Source organism: Escherichia sp. MOD1-EC6162 (assembly GCF_002965125.1).
GTDB lineage: Bacteria > Pseudomonadota > Gammaproteobacteria > Enterobacterales > Enterobacteriaceae > Escherichia > Escherichia marmotae.
Window position 1 is genome coordinate 20,317 of sequence record NZ_PTSB01000037.1, and the last position, 16,300, is coordinate 36,616.

Sequence of the window (16,300 nt, forward strand, 5' to 3'; positions counted from 1 at the left end):
CAAAATGAGACTTTTTATCGCAGAAAAACCCGCAGTAGCAAATGATATTGTTAAGGCACTTGGTGGCAATTTTACCCGCCATGATGGCTGGTTTGAAAGTGATAACGCCATTGTGACGAACTGTTTTGGTCATATTATCGAATCACAACCGCCGGAAAACTATAATCCTGAATACAAAGCCTGGAAGGTTGAAACGCTTCCTTTACGTCTTTATCCCGTGAAGTATCAGCCTGTTGAAAGTGCAGCAAAACAGGTTAAAACGATTCTCGAACTTATCAGACGTGGAGACGTGACTGAAATTGTTCACGCTGGCGATCCTGATGATGAGGGACAGCTACTTGTTGATGAAGTCCTGGAATATGCAGGAAACACAAAACCCGTGAAGCGCGTTCTGATAAACGACAACACGCTTCCGGCAGTGAAAAAGGCACTGGCAAATCTTAAAGATAATCGTGATTTCAAAGGGCTTTACCTTAAGGCGCTGGCGCGTTCAGTTGCCGATGCCGTCTATGGATTCTCCATGACGCGTGCTTACACCATTCCTGCAAAAGCCAGAGGATATCAGGGCGTTCTGTCTGTCGGGCGCGTCCAGACACCCGTTCTTGGCCTGATTGTGAATCGTACCCGTGCTAACCAGAACCATAAATCCAGTTTTTACTACACCATGACCGGAGTTTTTCAGCGTGGTGCTGATGTTCTCAGGGCGAACTGGAAACCAGGTGAATTTGCTCCGCTGACCGACCGTAAATTACTTGATAAGGCGTGGGCAGACGGAACGGCAGCATCCCTTGCAGGAAAACCGGCTACAGTTGAAGCAGCAGCAACTGATGATAAAAAAACGGCTGCGCCGTTGCCGTTTAACCTGGTCAGACTCCAGCAATACATGAACAAGAAGTTTAAAATGACGGCACAAAAAACGCTGGATATTACGCAACAACTACGTGAAAAATATAAAGCAATTACTTATAACCGCTCAGATTGCTCATATCTTTCTGATGAACAATTCAGTGAAGCGCCGCAGGTTATCGATGCCCTGAAATCAGTCTTTCCTCAGTCGCTGGATATTGATTCTTCACGTAAAAGCAAAGCGTTTAACAGTGCAAAGGTGACTGCGCATACTGCGATAATCCCGACCTCCAGTGTGCCTGATGTTAACGCACTCAGCACCGACGAGCGCAATGTTTACCTGGCGATCGCACAACACTATCTTGTTCAGTTCATGCCTGAAAAAGCATACCAGGAAGTATCGGTTGCCATTCAGTGTGGTGATGAGTCGTTCTATGCCCGTGCCAGAAAAACAACTGACAGCGGATTTGAGGCGTTTCTTGGCGCGGAAATCACAGACGAAGGTGAATCAGAAGATAATGATGATTCCGCTTTTGAACTGCTCTGTAAAATTCGCACAGGAGAAACACTGACGACAAAAGAAGTTGTTGTTAATGAGAAGAAAACAACACCGCTGCCGTTATTCACCGAAGCCTCCTTGCTTGCTGCGCTTGTTCGTGTCGCGGATTTTGTCACTGATCCAACGATTAAAAAATTACTGAAAGATAAGGATAAAGACAAAAAAGATGAACATGGCGGTATTGGTACGCCAGCTACCCGTGCAGCCATTCTGGAAACGCTGAAGAAGAGAAACTATATCACGCTGGAAAAAGGGAAACTTATTCCGACTGATACCGGATATGCGCTTATTGATGCCCTGCCAGGTATAGCGGTTAATCCTGATATGACAGCATTATGGTCTGAAAAACAGTCTGCCATTGAAAATGGCGACCTGACGGTTGAACAGTTTATTAATGAGCTGTACGGTGAACTGACAGGCATGATTTCTGATGTTGACTTGGGCAAGATGAAGATTGAACCCGCTGCGCCAGCAGGGCAGTTTCAACGCCTGGACTCTCCCTGCCCTTCCTGTGGTAAACATATTGTTATCAGACCAAAAGGTTATTTCTGTACCGGATGTGAATTTAAAATCTGGAGTGAGTTTTCTGGTAAGAAAATCACCCAGGCGCAGGCAGAAAAACTGGTTAAATCAGGGAAAACCGATTTGATTAAGGGATTTAAAAAGAAAAACGGTGGAACGTATGATACAGTTCTTGTTCTTGAGGATAAGAAAACAGGGAAGCTGGGGTTTCCGGTAAGGGCTAAGAAGTGAAAACAAAGCAGGAATGGCTTTTTCAGTTACGAAAATGTACATCAAGAGAGACTCTTGAAAAAGTTATTGAGATTAACCGTTACAAACTGCCTTTATCAGAATCCGAGGCATTTTATTCTGCCGCAGATCATCGCCGTGCAGAACTGGTGATGAATAAACTGTATGATAAGGTTCCTTCCGGCGTCTGGAAGTACGTCCACTAAACAAGAGGATTAATTATGAGCGAACTGACTAAAGAAGATGAATACGGCATTATCAGCCGGACTATGATGAATATTCGTTCATTGCGTGTGTTTGCCCGTGAGATTGATTTTGAGCAGTTGCTCGAAATGCAGGAAAAGCTCAACGTTGTTATTGAAGAACGTCGTGAAGATGCTGAACGTGAAGCGGCTGAACGAGCAGAGCGTGAACGGAAACGTCAGGAACTGCTTCAGTTAATCGCCGGAGAGGGTTTCTCACCGGAAGAACTGCTTGGCATTACCGAAGATGCGCCAAAAACACGTAAAAAAACGTTACCCAAAGCGCCTCCCAAGTATCAGTTTGAAGAAAATGGTGAAACTAAATACTGGTCTGGTCGTGGACGTGCGCCAAAACCGATTGATGAAGCGTTGAAAACCGGGCGTTCTCTGGAAGATTTTCGTATCAATAAGAGTTTGAACGGAGTAACAGATGAGCAGTAATATGGCAAGGATATAGTTTTATATCATCATTTTGTTAAGGAAGAAAATCCATGAGTAATACATCCTACAAACAAATTATCCCTGCGACAGACTGGTATTTCCGTCACGATAATGTCTCCGGTGTGGCAGGAAAGTCAACAGTATACCAACTGGCTGCATGGGCGCTTAAAGAAAATGGTGAGGTAGTTGGTCTGGTGACGGTTCGTGATGATAATGGGCGTCCTAAACTGGTTACTCCTCCCCCTGTCCCTGGTGATTATTTGCATAAAGAACAACTCACCGATGATGAAAAAGAGTGGGCGAAGAGACGCTAAACTATATTCATATAAAGCCTCTGTTCTAGAGGCTTTATTAGCATGTTTAGTTGCACTGGAGTTGATAATGGCTTCAATGCACAAATTGAGGTAAATTGATATTGATTTTACTTTTCCGTTGCTCGTTTCTCGTCTTATTATATTTAAATGACAATTGTAATTGTATAATGTTTTATTACTCTTGAATTGTCTGAGCCTGATATTTTTCAATAATAATGTTATTGATTCCTAAATCTGATAGCAGATAAGATGTTACAATTGTTTTTAGGTAGTTTCCAATTTTAACATAATCACCAATCGTCAATATGTTCATTAACTCCTTTTTGCGGTCAACATGTGCTAATTCATTTCTGAGTGTGGCAATATTTTCACCAATAGATTTATTGTTGAATTTCTTAAAAAACATCTCTATCTCTTGAATAAGAAACAAACTTGCATATTCATTAATGGGTTTCATGTATTTTTCGTTTTTTGAGCCACCTATTGTTTTGTTTATTGCTTCTAATTGAGTCGCAAACAATATAATATCAGTATGAGCTTGATGCAGTGTTCGAAAACCGGTTTCATACTGATATGTTATTGTCAATGGCATATATCTTTCTGCTATTTTGAACCATTTGCAGAATATCTTTCCAAGATTAATATGCTTCCTGTTTATTGGAAGGAGTTGATGTTTTATTTCCCTCAGCGCTAGGTCAATAGTTCTTTGTTCAAACCCCGTTGTTAAGAGACATGGTGTCTTCGAACCATTTCCCTTGAACTTTATGTTTATTTCTTCAGGAAGAGTCGGTTTGTTCAGAAGAATTGAAAATAACCCGGAAATATCCCAGCACTTTGATATATGGTCTTTTATTCCTAAATCATTAGATGATTTTATCCTAAAGTAGAAAACAAGTTCTTTTCTAATGGAGAAAAAAGCATCAGGGTATAACTCTTTTGTCTTTTTTAGTTGATGAATTATGTTCTCCAGTGCGGCTTTGTTTTGGCAATTTATTATGTTTAATAGATCATCACCAATTACGCTAAAAGATACATGGTTGACAAGTTGAAGAGTCCAATGGTTTCCTTTTGCGATAAATATTGGATGTTCTAAATGTTTCAATTGAGTGAAAAAACCGTGAGGGTGGATAAATTCTTGCAATCCGTGCAAGGATAAATCACAATATTCTATCTTTGAGTCGGGGGCATAAAAATCATTGAATAGCATTATGGGAAATCCATGCCTTCCAGTATGGATAATCCCTTTACCAAAATGAATATTCCCTTGTGTGAAATCAAATTTCCCAATTAGAGTACATCTTTCTCCAGTATTTAAGACTCCATATAATATTTCACATGTTCTGGGGCTTTCACTGTCAGAAATACAATAATCTAGAATCAGACCATGGTACGGTGAATATTCAATTCGCGCAGAAAATCTTCCTTTGTTATCATCAAGTTGGTGCCAAAATTCACCATGAAAAAAGTATTCTTTTGTTAGTTCGTATTTTTTTGTTGCCATGTACTGCTCCATTTGTTTCTGAGAATCCTTCAGAATAGTAAAAATACTACTCAAAACTCGTCTTCAAGATCTCTGGCTATCTGCTCATTCTCATGATGCTCAACAGCATCACTGATCAAATTCATCATGTTATTAAGAAACTCCTCTACAACTTTAAACGCATCATTGAGCGTAGCTGTATTGAATGTATGTATCTTTTCATCCGTTGTTTTCGTTTTCCCGTTACGATGAACTATGTCATGCCTCAGTTTCATCAATTCATTGATATTTTTGAGTGGAAAACGTGGATATAGCTTAGGTTGCAGGACTGCTTTATATATTTCAACTACCAGTTGGATTCTATGATAAAGAATATCTGAAAGGTACTCCTGTACATATTTGTTTGCATTAGACTCTTTATTTATCAACTCAGACAGAGAGATATTCTTTGCTTTCAGTTCATTTATGTTTCTTATGGCATTTTCTACATATCTGTTATGTGACAATACAACGCTTTTAATCATTTCGCTAAGACAGTTTTCCATTATTGTCACAATGTATGCGATTTTCATTTTTATGAAAACTTCACTTGTAGATTGTTTTCCCTCTTCTTTTATTTGTTCTAAAAGGTTTATTGCTATTTTATAAATTTCTGTATGTGGATGCTGTTTTAACCATTTTTCGTTTTCATATTCTTCCATAGCCATATCAGAAAGAAAGTCCTGATACTCGTCATAGTCCTTTTCAAGTAACTGCCATTCTTCAGAATCCTCCTCAAGATCTGGGCTGGAAAGCCGTTCTCGTATCCATTCCTCACGGCGACTTTCCTCGACTTGCATAACCCAATCTTTTGTAGCTCCCACAATACCCTCCTTATGTTCATTGCTAAATATCAATAGTCACTTTATCGGAGACTACGTGAAAAATCTTCTCCGTTCCCCCTGCTTTTTTATCAGATTTCACGCAGCGTACCGCCGCTACTGTATCCATCAAAAAAACTGATAGCTTTTTAATCATCTTTTGTGCTGCAACTTACTGAAAAAAAGGATTAATGGAAACGCCGATAACGGCATTGATCTGTTGGCCAACGCGACCGGCAGCATTGGACTTAACAAAAAAACTGAAAGAAAATCCCCCAAATGAAGGGAAAAAACGGAAGAACAGTCGAACGACAGGCACAAAAAAACCCGACTGGTAATCGGGCTTTTTCGTGTTTTCCAGTCCTGAGTTGGTGGCTCTGACTGGAGGAAGATACTCTACATCCAACATCCACAATATTATGGCACTAGACACCAGTTGTCTAGTTTGACTTCAGATTGTCTGTCAATGGCCATTTCTTTAAATGAATTTTATGCGTGCATCTGTATAATCTTTGTGTTGGCGCTGTACAGTGTGCCTCCCTTGCTTCTAAACCCTGCGCTATCTGGGTATGAACGAATTAAAGTCCTGGCTGAACAAACAGGTGGTGCTGTGTTCAGTGCTCTGGCAGGGGGAAGGTACTCTACATCCAACAATGTGAGAGAGCCGTTGTGACAGGCGATGTATGAGCAAGCAACGGCGACTTCCTCCAGTATCAACCTGGAGAAACGGATGATTAACCTGTTAATCATCGTTCTCAGGGCTGTGGTCGCCGTTGCAAACGCGCTGATTGCAGTTCTGGAACTGATCCGTCAGTTCATCGATTGATGACTGCGGAAACGTAACTAAGGGCAGGAAGTGCACCGCTTCCTGCCCTTTAACAAAGGAGGATTTATGGATTTTATGAGCATTTTGGGGCGCTGTTTACTTCTTCCTTTCCCTGTTGCGATGTTTGTCGGTTGCCTGTTTCCAGGCATCGATGATCGTTTTACTGGAATGTTCATGAGTTTTATTGTCGGTTGTCTATCGTGGTATATCACCAAGCCAAAACCGCAAAAGGCTGAGGTCGCGTAAGCGGCCTTTTATTTTGATATTCATTAGTTACAACATTCAATTTGCTTTTTAAAAATATCCACCTCAGCACCTCCCTAATAAATAACGTCAGCCAGTTTATTGAGCTCACCCTACCCTACTCACCGGAGGATTGCCGGGATTTACGTTTTATTGCACTACTGATTGTGCCGCGGCTGCACCCTAGCACCTTCTGTACCTGTGTCCAGGAGCTGCCACTTTCTATCAACCTGATAATTGCATCATGTCTGGCTTGATTAGGTTTACGCCCTTTATATTTGCCGTCTTTCCTTGCTTTCTCTATCCCCTGTTTCTGGCGTTCCCGCCGTTGTTCATAGTCCCTTCTGGCAACAGCGGCCAGCATATCCAGCAGCATATCGTTAATGGCTGCAAACAACCGGCTGTCAAACTCACTCATACCAGAATTAATCCAGGTCGTCGGCACATTCACGGCCATAACTCGAATATCTTTCTGACGGATCATTTTCTTCAGCGTATTCCAGTCTTCCCCTGACAGTCGGGAAAGTCTGTCCACATCCTCGATAAGCAAAATGTCATTTTGCTGGCAATCTCTCAGAAGACGGAAGAGTTCCGGGCGGTCAAGACGGGAGCCGGATTCATTCTCAATATAATAGCTGCAAATGATCAGGCCTCTTTCCCTGGCAAAAGCCTCGATAGTTTCCAGGGCACGCGAAGCATCCTGTTCTGCTGTTGAAGCTCTCAGATAAGCGCGGACAAAGTTTGTTGGTGCATTTGAAGTCATATTAGAGAACCAGTTCGCATAAGGTCATACCACTATACCCAAAATGAACCAGAAAGTGGATCGACAGGAAAGGCACACTCAAAAAGAACCAGAAAACAGACCTCCGACCATAAAGTGACAATGTCACACAGAAATTTACAACATAAAGATGATGTAAAGACGGTCTCAGCTTTACCACGTAAAGCCACTATAAATACACACAAATCTTTACACAATAAAGATAACATAAATACAAGCTTATCTTTATTTGTGCTTTACATGGTAAATCATTTGTAATATAAAGACACTGTAAAGACAAAATAATCTTTACGAACAACACACAATGTAAAGATAATACAGTCTTTACATAATCTTTACGTCATAAAGAGAGGAATTCTGAAATGGGTAAAATCTTGCTTGTCGTATCAGATAAGGGTGGTGTAGGCAAAAGCACCTACGTGGCTAACACAGGCTCAATGCTGGTCAATAAAGGTAAGTCGGTAATTATCCTCAAGACAGATAAAAACCACGATCTGTTGAGCTGGAACGAAAAGCGGACAGATAACGGCTTACTCACTATCCCGGTTCACGCAGCTTACGGAAACGTCAGCAATGAAATTAAGCGACTTAGTAAGCTGTGTGAAGTCCTCATTGTCGATTGCCCCGGCCACGACAGCCAGGAGTTCCGTAGCGCCCTGACAGTATCAGATATCGTGGTAACACTGGTTAAGCCGTCCTCTGATTTCGAAAGCGAAACTCTGACCAGTGTTACAGAGAAAATCCGCACCGCTCAGAAAGCTAACGCAGCCCTGGAACCGTGGGTGCTGTTCACCAGAATCAACTCAGCGAAACCCCGCCACAAAAAAGCGGCCATTGATCTGGATAAATTACTGCGTTCGGACAACATCTGGATTCAACCTCTTAAAACCCGGATATCCGAGCTGGATGTGTATGAAAGCGCCTGTAATGAAGGGGCAGGGGTACATGACGTTAGCCGGGCATCAAGCCTTTCAACAGCGAAAGCACAGATTGAACTAGTGGCGCAGGAAATTGGAATTTTATAGTAATATCAATACCATCTATAAACCTTTACATTGTAAAGATAATATAAAGATAGTATGATATTTACTATTAATGCATACCGTACAAGGGGAAATTGTCATGGCTTTAAAACTAAACCGTCCGAACATCGATGAATCTCAGCAACCAGCAACAAACGCAGAAACCGCGCGTTTTATCTCCGGCGCTACCAGAGCGCCTGTAGTGGGTAAACCAAAGTTGATGAACTTCAGACTTTCAGCCCATTTTGAGGACATACTGGAAGCTGAAGCTATCAGAACAGGGCAGAGCAAAACAACCGTTCTCAAAGCGGCGCTGGCGATGTACAACAGCCAGGATGAAAACATAAAGAATCACTGGTTGCTTGAGTCTGCAAAATTCTAACCATAGAAGCATGGATGAAAATCTATGAGATATTTAACCGAATTGATCTGTGACCTCTACAGGTTGACAGATCACCATAAACTGACCACAGCAACGTTTAAAAATCTTGCTGATATTAAGTTATTTAAACCTACAGCAGATGCAGACACCATATTGCAGCTTGAAAATATATTTAGCGAATACTCACTGAGATATATTGACAAGGATCTGGCTGAAATTCTGAGCAACTTAATAACTACAGATAAGAAACACTCTCTGGACTTCGATTTTAACAAAATACAATCTCTGACTGACTCGAAAAGTTTCGGTTGTGGATGGAGCAAGGTAATAAATGGTAGTTGGTTCAAAGATCTTTATTCTTGGGGAGAGGGGATGTATCCTGCCGAAAATCTGAAAGCTGAAAATATTTTAGACTGGAAAGATAATATATGGCACATTGAGCATGAAGGTTTCCCCCCACGCAACCCTATTAATGTTAAGTATTATTCTTGGTTTGACCGATATGTAGCTTCAAACAGTGGTGGTTCACATCATGCAGCAATGGTTGTATATCAATCAGTCAGAGACGGGTTAGAGTATAAAAGAGAAGCTGTTATTAAACAACTGAGTATAGACCCAGGCACTGTTGAAATACTTGATAAGAATTACTATTCATTCATATTCCAGATCAAAACCCTTAATAAAGAAACTAGAATTTATACATCTGAATACGAGTTTACAGATGCTTTAAAAGACTTTGGACAAAACAGACATACCATACTTAAACCTGTTAATTACGTTTCCAACATAAAATTAGTATTTATTCCAAAAGATGCATTAAAAACAAATAGCGAGACATTCCGCAACTGGTTTCATTCTGCAATTAGCTGCGGAAAAATAATATCACTCCCTGATTATCTGAAAAATCCAGCACATTATCATACACTTCATTACTCACATGAAGTAGACTCAATAACACTTGGCGACCCAAGCAGAAAATTTAAACTGAAAGGAGACTCTTAGCTTTTATATAAAAAATCAATGTTATCATTTGTCAGAAGATCAGCGAGGGTAATACATTCAAGAACCACAATATTTGTTCCTTCCAACAAACTGGCATCAAGTATCTTATCGAAGCTGATAATCATCATTGGCTTGCGTTGTGTTAAATCAAAGATTACCAATGGAAGTATTACACTGTTAATTAATTCAAACTCTTTAAAGAAAGCATCAGTGCCATACTCACTGGCTGGAAAAAGAATCTCACTTAATCTCACACCATAAAAAACATGGTAGTTTTCTTTAAGGTTATCCTTTAAAATATTAACAGCCTTAGTATATTTTTCGTTAATAAACTCTCTCACCTGATATTCCATAAAATTCTCCGACAAGAACCGACTGTAGGTCACCGGGCAAACGTTGCGGAATGGCGTCAGAGACGTCATTTTGCGGCGTTTGCCCTATCCTGCATCGCAGTGAAAAGAACTCAACTCGTGTGCTATGATAAACCGATGATAAAAGGCTGAAAGAAGCACTGCAAGCCGACTGACTAACATTGCTGCTTCACAGCTGATCATTATTGGTTGCCTCAGTGCTAGTGTGCTTTGCATCAGGAACCAGGAGGCGATACCACGGCATTTTTTTGTTAAGCAGCTCTATCAGGGGAGTAGCAAACAAACTTAATCCCCACAGCGTTACGATTACTGGAATCGTGAAATTTTGCGGCGTCCAGAACTGGCGCTCAAGGTGGAACCAAGTAACAACACAGAACAGGCCACCGATCCAGAAAATAGCTTTACTGAAAGCTCCCAGGACTGCCAGAGTAATAACAGAGACTAAATGCAGTGCGCCAGCCGTTGCAAGACGTAGATAAAACCAGAACCATTTAGCGTGCCGGATAACCGGGTTACCGTTCTTTTCTCGCAATCGTTTTTTACGTTCTCTGGCAATTTCTTTCCTGAATTTAGCACGTTCTTCCCCCTGAGGGAATTGATAGATTTTAGCCATGAGCTACCTCATTTCGATCTCAAAACGAAGTTTATGCAATTATCCTCTGAAACCGTATGGTATTCTGATATCTAAGCCCTCACTTTCTTTATCTATTTTATAAGAAAACCTTAGCTTTGATGCTCTTCTTGCGACTCTCTCAACGATTTTAACTTCGAGATGATTAATCTCTGTATATTGATTTATTTTTTCAATATTTTTTTGCAGAAAAACCTTATTAAAATCCTTAAAATTCTGATAAAGGTAAACTTTTTCGCCATTATCTATTCTGAATAATTCAAGTTCATCCTTTAATACATCTACTTCAATGTCGAAAAATGTCTTTTTACCACTGCTGTATTGTTTCCTGATAAACTGATAAAGCATATTTGAATTTTGATCAGCGAGTCTTACAGACGATATCAAAACCTGAGTAGTGTAAGAATCCTTTAACATCGTGATATATGGCTCAATGACATGTGAAAAAGCAATATCAATATATCCTTCACTTTCAACATAATCACAAAACGCAGTCAGGTTCATAAGCCTGACTGCATCAGAAGGTAATTTACCTCTCTTCTTCGTATGTCCAGAGCTTTGATTGCCCTGAGGTGTGAGAAGTTGATTTCGAGGAATGCGAATAACACTGGCCTGAAGTTCTTCTGCCCCCTCTTTCAACTGCCGGTAAGCACCTGTTACATCAATATCAGCGATAAATGCATATTCCCGAGCCGTAATACGAAAGGTTGCCCCCTCAGATAACTCTTCACGTGAATCAATCTGCGCCATAGCCATAAACAAAATTCTTCTGGCAGACAAAGGCAACGATGAGAATGTGCTGTTAATTTCATTTCTGTGGCGAATTTTTGTTTTCTTTGTAACGCTCAGTAAGTTCATACATTACCTGTGGTTTTTAAGTTCTGATGGTGAAATCATAACCACAAAGGCGGAAATATGTAAAGTGGTTTATCCACCTTATGTTTTTCCACCAAAACACGGATCACATGAAAGAATTTTTATCATTTATATTCAATATGATAGAAATGCGCAGGTATCCACCTTTTAACGTCATACGTTAAATTAGAGCACTATAAAGAACTAAAGAAATGAAGATACAAAGATACGAATATCTGAATAAAAACAGAAAAATGCGTACCCATCCACCTTTCAGTGCGTACCCATCCACCTTTCAGTGCGCAGCCATCCACCTTTCATGAAAATTACAGTGCGTACCTATCCACCTTTCAGTGCGTACCCATCCACCTTTCATTTTGAGGCGACAAAAAACAACACCTATCTTAATGAAATTATTGATAAAAAAGCTGGCACAATGTTTGCAGAATAAGTTAAAGTAAGTTAAAGATCTTAAAGTAGATCTACCGATCTACATTTAAGATCTTAAAAACAAGAAGTTTAATAAGCAAAAAAACACAAAAAATCTGTGGATAACTCTGCTCAAAACAAAAAATTCACAGCGCCTGTGGATAACTTTGCGTAAACCCGGAGGACAGATCACTCTGAACCAAGACAACCACACATAAAAACAATATGCTCATTTTTTAACCACTGTGCGTAAGTGCCTAATGTAATCCCTGTGCTATTCCGCTTCCTCGCTCACTAACTCGCTACGCTCGGTCGTTCGGCTGCGGCGAGCGGTGTCTCCTTTCTCAAAACCAGAAGAGTTCAGCTCATACGATCCGTTGATTGATCCTTTTTGGATCTTTCACTGAGAAGCCCTGAATCGCTTTCTGCCGCTTCGTTCGATACAACCATGGTGAAACCATGCGAAATCGAAAAAATCGCTCAGAATGCGATACAGCGCGTTTTAGAGGGTATTTACAAAACAGTCGTTGCCTTGAGGAAATTTTGATCAAGATTGAACTCCTATCCGGATCATGGCAACAGATCACAGCAACAAGGCCGCTAAAAAGCGTTGAGCGGCGTTAAAAACCGTTAAACCGTAGCTGACTACAACGAAACGGGAAAAACGCTCAGAACGCGTTACAGAGCGTTTTAAGGCGATGTCGGAAAGAGCCATATCTCACCTGTTCTGATGTTTTTCTCAACATAAGCACTTTTAAGAGTGCTTTTAAAGATGCTATTATGCCAATGAGACAAGCGGAGGGCTTATGAGCTATCAAATTCTGACAACCACAGCGGCCAGTATTACTGACCTGAAAAAAAATCCTATGGGAACCGTAGCTGAAGGTGAAGGGGACGCTGTTGCGATCCTGAACCGAAACGAACCGGCGTTCTATTGCGTTCCACCAAAACTTTACGCCTACTATCGGGAACTCGCTGAAGATGCTGAGTTAAACGCTGTTGCTGATGAGCGCATGAAAAACCCGGAAATTGTGAAGGTTAACCTGGATGACCTATGAACTGGCTTTTGACCGTAGAGCACTGAAGGAATGGCAGAAACTCGGCCACACCATCCGTGAACAATTCAAAAAGAAACTGGCAGAACGGCTGGAAAATCCACGCGTACCCGCAGCCCGGTTACATGGTCATGCTGATCGCTATAAAATCAAACTTCGTGCATCTGGCTACAGACTTGTATACCAAGTCATTGATGAGAAAGTCGTTTTACTCGTTATTGCCGTTGGAAGAAGGGAAAGCAGCGAAGTCTATCAGATCGCAGATTTGCGCTAAGATTAATCATCAAATGATTGACTGTTTACAGTCAGAGCGAGAGCATTAAAAATTTGCAATACCTGCAAATGCAGGTATAATAAAACACAAGAAAGGGAAACAGGTTCTCTTTCATCCAGAGCCCAAAGTGGGCGGGAGGTTAAAAATGCAAAACTACGCTAAATCTGTAGCCACAGAGATTTTACGTCAACTTGGTGGTAATCGTTTTATTGTTATGACTGGTGCTAAAAGTTTTTCTTACTTTGATGAAAACGGTGAGTGTGGGTTAACTTTCCGTTTGCCGTCAAATTTTGCAATGAAAGGCATCAACTTAGTAAAAATTAAACTGGATTTTACTGATACGTACCAGGTGAATTTTTCTCGTGTACGTGGTGCTGAAGTTAAAGATATTTCAAGATTCGATAATATCTATTGTGATCAGTTAGCGCGTTTATTTACACAGGAAACAGGGTTACATACCGTGTTATAGATAAAAAGGGGCATTAAGCCCCTTTTTTAGTTATGAGGAATAATATGGATAAAGATAAGATAATTAAGAAAAACAGAGGTAATTACTCCTATGTAATCAGAACGATGGATGAAGATGGGGATACGGTTTTTCACGTCTTAAAATATGTTAAGACGATTGATAAAACTAAAAGCAGGAAAACAGTAAGAAAATTGATAATGGACGAAAAACTCAACCTGGCATCATTGATGCTTCTGGATAATGGGGTTTTGTGTGATTGTCTGACAAAAGGGGATGAAAATGCAGAATAAACCTACACCTGAAGAAGTAAAGAATGCGCGGGTTGCGGCAGGTCTTACTCTTAAAGAAGCTGCTGATATTTTTGGTTATCAACTGAATTCCTGGCAGATGAAAGAAAGTGCAGGTAAGGCCAGTCGTTCTTTATCTATTGGTGAATATCAGTATTTATTGTTATTAGCAAATATGCATCCGTCTTACAGGCTGGTAAAAAAATAACTTGCCATACCTGCAAATGCAGGTATAATAAAACACAGGAAAGGGAAACAGGTTCTCTTTCATCCAGAGCCCAAGCTGGGCGGGAGCTAAAAATGAAAGTATTAACTTTTAAAAATGATACTATCTCTGTTGGTGATATCTTTGTATCATCATGGGGCTATGAGCAAACCAATGTAACCTTCTACCAGGTTCTTTCTGTTCACGGTAAAAAAACCGTCACCGTTCGCGAGATTCGCGCCAATTCAGAATATACCGATTCAATGGTCGGCTTTAAAACTCCCGTTTTAAATGATTTTACTGGTGAATGTTTTAAGCGTCAGATAAAAGATTTTGGTGATGAGCTGGCAATCAAAATCGAAGATTTTGAAACTGCGTATAAAACTCTACCGGAAGAAAAACATCGATTTTCTTCTTACTACTAATTAATCAGGGGGGATATTCCCCCTTTTAGTAAAGGTCTGAAAATGGAAAGAGAGTTTAGCGCAAAAGCATCATTAAACCGAAATATAAAATTTTGGTTTGAGCAATGTGGATTATCTAAAGAAAGAGTTATTCATTGTATTGATAACTGGTATGACCTTGCATACCCACCATCAGAACAGGAGAAAGCAAAAAAAGAAGCAATTGAGAAGTTAATAAAGTAAAGATAAAGATGGTATCAGGTTGTGGGGCAACCTGATACCGTGACACCTGATTCTATTGCGAGGAATAAAATGTCGGAACGCATATTATCAGCAATAAATGACGTTGAAAAGGGTGGGCGTCCGGTTTTCCCTTTGATGCCATTCCATGTCTTTCCTGAGTATATGGCATTACTCAGAAAAGCACTGGAAAAAAAGACACAAAAGAGAACAGATAAATAAACCGGAGGCTTTATGACAAAACATGATTTTGTGTCCTTTGTCAGTGGAGAATTGCGGCAAGGCGCTGTACGCTTTTCTCTTGCTTTTAACAGCAAAGGAGAAATTGTTCTGCACTGGACTAATAAAGCAGGAATACGAGTCTGGCGGATATTAAGTGGTAATCGTGGCAAAAAACCAAGCAAAGCTAACCTTGAAAGAATGAGTAACTTCCGGCGCTGGCTTTTTGATGCCCGTCAGGGCATGGAAGGCTACACTCAGCAACCTGAACAGAGCAACCTTAGCTGAATAGCCGAAGCCCTCCCGTATTTCGGGAGGTGCTTTCTGATATATTGCGCGGGACTGCGCTTGCGCTTCCTGCCAGACCGTTCGCGGAGCGAACCTGACGGCACTGTCCTTACCGCATTGATCGGGTTTCCGGTCGCAGACGTACGTATGTTCATCGATAGGAATTTAAACCCTAAAAAGATTAAAAAAACACCCAAAAACGGATGTTTATTCAACACTGCCTGCGTGCCATGAGTGCACCGCCGTCAATTAAATGGACTGCATTGATTGATACCGGGTATCAGTGATGGTTTTTTGCTCCATTTCCCGGACAATGGATGCAACTTCCCCGATGCGGCTCTCAGCCGCACCACCGCATCCTGGCCAGTGGCTCATGCATCATAACCAGCTCTGCCAGACGGTATCCCCGCTTCAGCCCCGTAAAACGCATCTGACTTCCGCACAGCACGCATTTCAGCGGGTCAACCTTCAGTAACCGCTGATACATCCCCCTCCATGTTATTTGCCTTGCCGTTTTTCTCACTGTCTCCGTTATGGTGTATACCACCTCTTCCAGTAAGCGCCGCTTCACCGGACTCAGGAACCCGTAGTACCTCACCATACGGAACCCCTTATCTGCCACATGCCACGAGAACCTTTCCATAAACTCATCACCGCTCATCACAAGGTACTCTTCCCGCCGTGTGCGGTGGCTGTTATAACGCAGACCGATTTCATCCTGACCGGCATAATGCTCCAGACGACTCATCGGCACCTGTGGCTTTTTCAGGTAAGAGCCGAAGTACACCGCCACATGTGTGGCGTTATCCATCACCCGGGATACGT

Annotated in this window: 27 protein-coding genes; 18 read left to right on the forward strand and 9 right to left on the reverse strand. The window is 41.1% G+C overall.

The features are described from left to right. Window positions 1–4 precede the first annotated feature (4 nt). From A9587_RS21535 to A9587_RS21550, 4 genes are read left to right on the forward strand one after another with little or no spacing between them, the layout of a single operon-like run. Window positions 5–2,158 carry a type IA DNA topoisomerase gene (locus tag A9587_RS21535; RefSeq protein ID WP_016247728.1) on the forward strand — a complete coding sequence of 718 codons (2,154 nt, stop codon included), beginning with the start codon at window positions 5–7 and terminating at the stop codon, window positions 2,156–2,158. Continuing rightward, window positions 2,155–2,361 carry a hemolysin expression modulator Hha gene (hha, locus tag A9587_RS21540; protein WP_016247727.1) on the forward strand — a complete coding sequence of 69 codons (207 nt, stop codon included), beginning with the start codon at window positions 2,155–2,157 and terminating at the stop codon, window positions 2,359–2,361. Before A9587_RS21535 ends, hha begins: the two co-directional genes overlap by 4 nt. A 15-nt stretch (window positions 2,362–2,376) precedes the next feature. After that, a complete protein-coding gene (locus A9587_RS21545) occupies window positions 2,377–2,838 on the forward strand; it encodes an H-NS family histone-like protein (RefSeq protein WP_105263904.1) in 462 nt (153 codons plus the stop codon). A gap of 50 nt (window positions 2,839–2,888) precedes the next feature. Further along, entirely contained in the window at window positions 2,889–3,152 is a 264-nt protein-coding gene (locus tag A9587_RS21550) for a hypothetical protein (RefSeq protein WP_000072657.1), read from the forward strand. Between the two features lie 175 nt (window positions 3,153–3,327). On the opposite strand, the gene A9587_RS21555 is transcribed toward A9587_RS21550, so the two are convergent. From A9587_RS21555 to A9587_RS24795, 3 genes are all read right to left on the reverse strand, one after another. Next, entirely contained in the window at window positions 3,328–4,653 is a 1,326-nt protein-coding gene (locus A9587_RS21555; RefSeq protein WP_000201789.1) for a HEPN domain-containing protein, read from the reverse strand. A 50-nt stretch (window positions 4,654–4,703) separates the two neighbouring features. Further along, on the reverse strand, window positions 4,704–5,495 hold the full coding sequence (locus A9587_RS21560) for a HEPN domain-containing protein (RefSeq protein ID WP_016247725.1): 792 nt from the start codon (window positions 5,493–5,495) through the stop codon (window positions 4,704–4,706). 169 nt (window positions 5,496–5,664) lie between these two features. Continuing rightward, window positions 5,665–5,901 carry a hypothetical protein gene (locus tag A9587_RS24795; RefSeq protein WP_000887751.1) on the reverse strand — a complete coding sequence of 79 codons (237 nt, stop codon included), beginning with the start codon at window positions 5,899–5,901 and terminating at the stop codon, window positions 5,665–5,667. A gap of 321 nt (window positions 5,902–6,222) precedes the next feature. On the opposite strand from A9587_RS24795, the gene dqlB reads away from it, so the two are divergent. Next, entirely contained in the window at window positions 6,223–6,318 is a 96-nt protein-coding gene (gene dqlB / locus A9587_RS25495) for a DinQ-like type I toxin DqlB (RefSeq protein WP_000609149.1), read from the forward strand. 66 nt (window positions 6,319–6,384) lie between these two features. Next, a complete protein-coding gene (locus tag A9587_RS21570; RefSeq protein WP_000347021.1) occupies window positions 6,385–6,564 on the forward strand; it encodes a hypothetical protein in 180 nt (59 codons plus the stop codon). Between the two features lie 115 nt (window positions 6,565–6,679). Here the strand turns inward: A9587_RS21570 and A9587_RS21575 are convergent, their stop codons facing one another. Next, window positions 6,680–7,324 (reverse strand): recombinase family protein, encoded by a 645-nt coding sequence (locus A9587_RS21575; RefSeq protein ID WP_000203200.1) that lies wholly within the window; start codon window positions 7,322–7,324, stop codon window positions 6,680–6,682. A 380-nt stretch (window positions 7,325–7,704) separates the two neighbouring features. Here A9587_RS21575 and A9587_RS21580 point away from each other — a divergent pair, with 380 nt between their 5' ends. The 3 genes from A9587_RS21580 to A9587_RS21590 all read left to right on the forward strand — a co-directional run bounded on the left by A9587_RS21580 (window position 7,705) and on the right by A9587_RS21590 (window position 9,748). After that, window positions 7,705–8,367, forward strand: coding sequence for a nucleotide-binding protein (locus A9587_RS21580; protein ID WP_105263903.1), 663 nt, complete (start codon window positions 7,705–7,707; stop codon window positions 8,365–8,367). A gap of 97 nt (window positions 8,368–8,464) precedes the next feature. Next, window positions 8,465–8,746 (forward strand): hypothetical protein, encoded by a 282-nt coding sequence (locus tag A9587_RS21585; protein ID WP_001185482.1) that lies wholly within the window; start codon window positions 8,465–8,467, stop codon window positions 8,744–8,746. A 24-nt stretch (window positions 8,747–8,770) separates the two neighbouring features. Then, on the forward strand, window positions 8,771–9,748 hold the full coding sequence (locus A9587_RS21590; RefSeq protein ID WP_001269910.1) for a DUF6685 family protein: 978 nt from the start codon (window positions 8,771–8,773) through the stop codon (window positions 9,746–9,748). On the opposite strand, the gene ddp1 is transcribed toward A9587_RS21590, so the two are convergent. From ddp1 to A9587_RS25500, 4 genes are all read right to left on the reverse strand, one after another. Continuing rightward, window positions 9,745–10,170, reverse strand: coding sequence for a DNA distortion polypeptide 3 (gene ddp1 / locus A9587_RS21595; protein ID WP_000202954.1), 426 nt, complete (start codon window positions 10,168–10,170; stop codon window positions 9,745–9,747). The genes A9587_RS21590 and ddp1 overlap by 4 nt on opposite strands. 118 nt (window positions 10,171–10,288) lie before the next feature. Beyond that, entirely contained in the window at window positions 10,289–10,732 is a 444-nt protein-coding gene (locus A9587_RS21600) for a hypothetical protein (RefSeq protein ID WP_016247723.1), read from the reverse strand. A 39-nt stretch (window positions 10,733–10,771) separates the two neighbouring features. After that, window positions 10,772–11,608, reverse strand: coding sequence for a replication initiation protein (locus tag A9587_RS21605; RefSeq protein ID WP_001050931.1), 837 nt, complete (start codon window positions 11,606–11,608; stop codon window positions 10,772–10,774). Between the two features lie 1,009 nt (window positions 11,609–12,617). Beyond that, complete coding sequence (locus A9587_RS25500; protein WP_016247743.1) at window positions 12,618–12,749, reverse strand: hypothetical protein; 132 nt, start codon at window positions 12,747–12,749, stop codon at window positions 12,618–12,620. A 91-nt stretch (window positions 12,750–12,840) separates the two neighbouring features. On the opposite strand from A9587_RS25500, the gene A9587_RS21615 reads away from it, so the two are divergent. From A9587_RS21615 to A9587_RS21655, 9 genes are all read left to right on the forward strand, one after another. Continuing rightward, window positions 12,841–13,092, forward strand: a complete 252-nt coding sequence (locus A9587_RS21615) for a type II toxin-antitoxin system Phd/YefM family antitoxin (protein WP_000121743.1) — start codon at window positions 12,841–12,843, stop codon at window positions 13,090–13,092. After that, the gene (locus A9587_RS21620; RefSeq protein ID WP_000220560.1) at window positions 13,082–13,363 is read left to right on the forward strand and encodes a type II toxin-antitoxin system RelE family toxin; all 282 of its coding nucleotides are present in this window, start codon (window positions 13,082–13,084) and stop codon (window positions 13,361–13,363) included. Before A9587_RS21615 ends, A9587_RS21620 begins: the two co-directional genes overlap by 11 nt. Before the next feature lie 145 nt (window positions 13,364–13,508). Then, window positions 13,509–13,832 carry a hypothetical protein gene (locus A9587_RS21625; protein ID WP_016247742.1) on the forward strand — a complete coding sequence of 108 codons (324 nt, stop codon included), beginning with the start codon at window positions 13,509–13,511 and terminating at the stop codon, window positions 13,830–13,832. 44 nt (window positions 13,833–13,876) lie between these two features. Beyond that, the gene (locus A9587_RS21630) at window positions 13,877–14,122 is read left to right on the forward strand and encodes a hypothetical protein (protein WP_000356546.1); all 246 of its coding nucleotides are present in this window, start codon (window positions 13,877–13,879) and stop codon (window positions 14,120–14,122) included. Beyond that, the gene (locus A9587_RS21635; protein WP_001180116.1) at window positions 14,112–14,327 is read left to right on the forward strand and encodes a hypothetical protein; all 216 of its coding nucleotides are present in this window, start codon (window positions 14,112–14,114) and stop codon (window positions 14,325–14,327) included. Before A9587_RS21630 ends, A9587_RS21635 begins: the two co-directional genes overlap by 11 nt. Window positions 14,328–14,419: 92 nt before the next feature. Beyond that, window positions 14,420–14,749 carry a hypothetical protein gene (locus tag A9587_RS21640; protein ID WP_000866646.1) on the forward strand — a complete coding sequence of 110 codons (330 nt, stop codon included), beginning with the start codon at window positions 14,420–14,422 and terminating at the stop codon, window positions 14,747–14,749. Window positions 14,750–14,791: 42 nt separating this feature from the next. Then, the gene (locus tag A9587_RS21645) at window positions 14,792–14,971 is read left to right on the forward strand and encodes a hypothetical protein (RefSeq protein ID WP_000439078.1); all 180 of its coding nucleotides are present in this window, start codon (window positions 14,792–14,794) and stop codon (window positions 14,969–14,971) included. A 21-nt stretch (window positions 14,972–14,992) separates the two neighbouring features. After that, window positions 14,993–15,190, forward strand: coding sequence for a hypothetical protein (locus tag A9587_RS24695; RefSeq protein ID WP_001675595.1), 198 nt, complete (start codon window positions 14,993–14,995; stop codon window positions 15,188–15,190). A gap of 12 nt (window positions 15,191–15,202) precedes the next feature. Next, window positions 15,203–15,475, forward strand: coding sequence for a hypothetical protein (locus tag A9587_RS21655; RefSeq protein WP_000160399.1), 273 nt, complete (start codon window positions 15,203–15,205; stop codon window positions 15,473–15,475). Between the two features lie 340 nt (window positions 15,476–15,815). Here the strand turns inward: A9587_RS21655 and A9587_RS21665 are convergent. Then, on the reverse strand, window positions 15,816–16,300 hold a 485-nt coding region (locus A9587_RS21665), incomplete at its 5' end, for a transposase (RefSeq protein WP_172955462.1).

Coding starts and splice junctions, on each gene's coding strand:
- A9587_RS21555 (WP_000201789.1), bottom strand. CDS start 4,653: ATGGCAACAAAAAAATACGAACTAACAAAAGAATACTTTTTTCATGGT.
- A9587_RS21550 (WP_000072657.1), top strand. CDS start 2,889: ATGAGTAATACATCCTACAAACAAATTATCCCTGCGACAGACTGGTAT.
- A9587_RS21625 (WP_016247742.1), top strand. CDS start 13,509: ATGCAAAACTACGCTAAATCTGTAGCCACAGAGATTTTACGTCAACTT.
- A9587_RS21640 (WP_000866646.1), top strand. CDS start 14,420: ATGAAAGTATTAACTTTTAAAAATGATACTATCTCTGTTGGTGATATC.
- dqlB (WP_000609149.1), top strand. CDS start 6,223: ATGATTAACCTGTTAATCATCGTTCTCAGGGCTGTGGTCGCCGTTGCA.
- A9587_RS21535 (WP_016247728.1), top strand. CDS start 5: ATGAGACTTTTTATCGCAGAAAAACCCGCAGTAGCAAATGATATTGTT.
- A9587_RS21590 (WP_001269910.1), top strand. CDS start 8,771: ATGAGATATTTAACCGAATTGATCTGTGACCTCTACAGGTTGACAGAT.
- A9587_RS21575 (WP_000203200.1), bottom strand. CDS start 7,324: ATGACTTCAAATGCACCAACAAACTTTGTCCGCGCTTATCTGAGAGCT.
- A9587_RS21645 (WP_000439078.1), top strand. CDS start 14,792: ATGGAAAGAGAGTTTAGCGCAAAAGCATCATTAAACCGAAATATAAAA.
- A9587_RS21600 (WP_016247723.1), bottom strand. CDS start 10,732: ATGGCTAAAATCTATCAATTCCCTCAGGGGGAAGAACGTGCTAAATTC.
- A9587_RS21570 (WP_000347021.1), top strand. CDS start 6,385: ATGGATTTTATGAGCATTTTGGGGCGCTGTTTACTTCTTCCTTTCCCT.
- A9587_RS21615 (WP_000121743.1), top strand. CDS start 12,841: ATGAGCTATCAAATTCTGACAACCACAGCGGCCAGTATTACTGACCTG.
- A9587_RS21655 (WP_000160399.1), top strand. CDS start 15,203: ATGACAAAACATGATTTTGTGTCCTTTGTCAGTGGAGAATTGCGGCAA.
- A9587_RS21545 (WP_105263904.1), top strand. CDS start 2,377: ATGAGCGAACTGACTAAAGAAGATGAATACGGCATTATCAGCCGGACT.
- A9587_RS21635 (WP_001180116.1), top strand. CDS start 14,112: ATGCAGAATAAACCTACACCTGAAGAAGTAAAGAATGCGCGGGTTGCG.
- A9587_RS21580 (WP_105263903.1), top strand. CDS start 7,705: ATGGGTAAAATCTTGCTTGTCGTATCAGATAAGGGTGGTGTAGGCAAA.
- A9587_RS25500 (WP_016247743.1), bottom strand. CDS start 12,749: ATGGCTCTTTCCGACATCGCCTTAAAACGCTCTGTAACGCGTTCTGAG.
- ddp1 (WP_000202954.1), bottom strand. CDS start 10,170: ATGACGTCTCTGACGCCATTCCGCAACGTTTGCCCGGTGACCTACAGT.
- A9587_RS21585 (WP_001185482.1), top strand. CDS start 8,465: ATGGCTTTAAAACTAAACCGTCCGAACATCGATGAATCTCAGCAACCA.
- A9587_RS24795 (WP_000887751.1), bottom strand. CDS start 5,901: ATGTTGGATGTAGAGTATCTTCCTCCAGTCAGAGCCACCAACTCAGGA.
- A9587_RS21620 (WP_000220560.1), top strand. CDS start 13,082: ATGACCTATGAACTGGCTTTTGACCGTAGAGCACTGAAGGAATGGCAG.
- A9587_RS21605 (WP_001050931.1), bottom strand. CDS start 11,608: ATGAACTTACTGAGCGTTACAAAGAAAACAAAAATTCGCCACAGAAAT.
- A9587_RS21630 (WP_000356546.1), top strand. CDS start 13,877: ATGGATAAAGATAAGATAATTAAGAAAAACAGAGGTAATTACTCCTAT.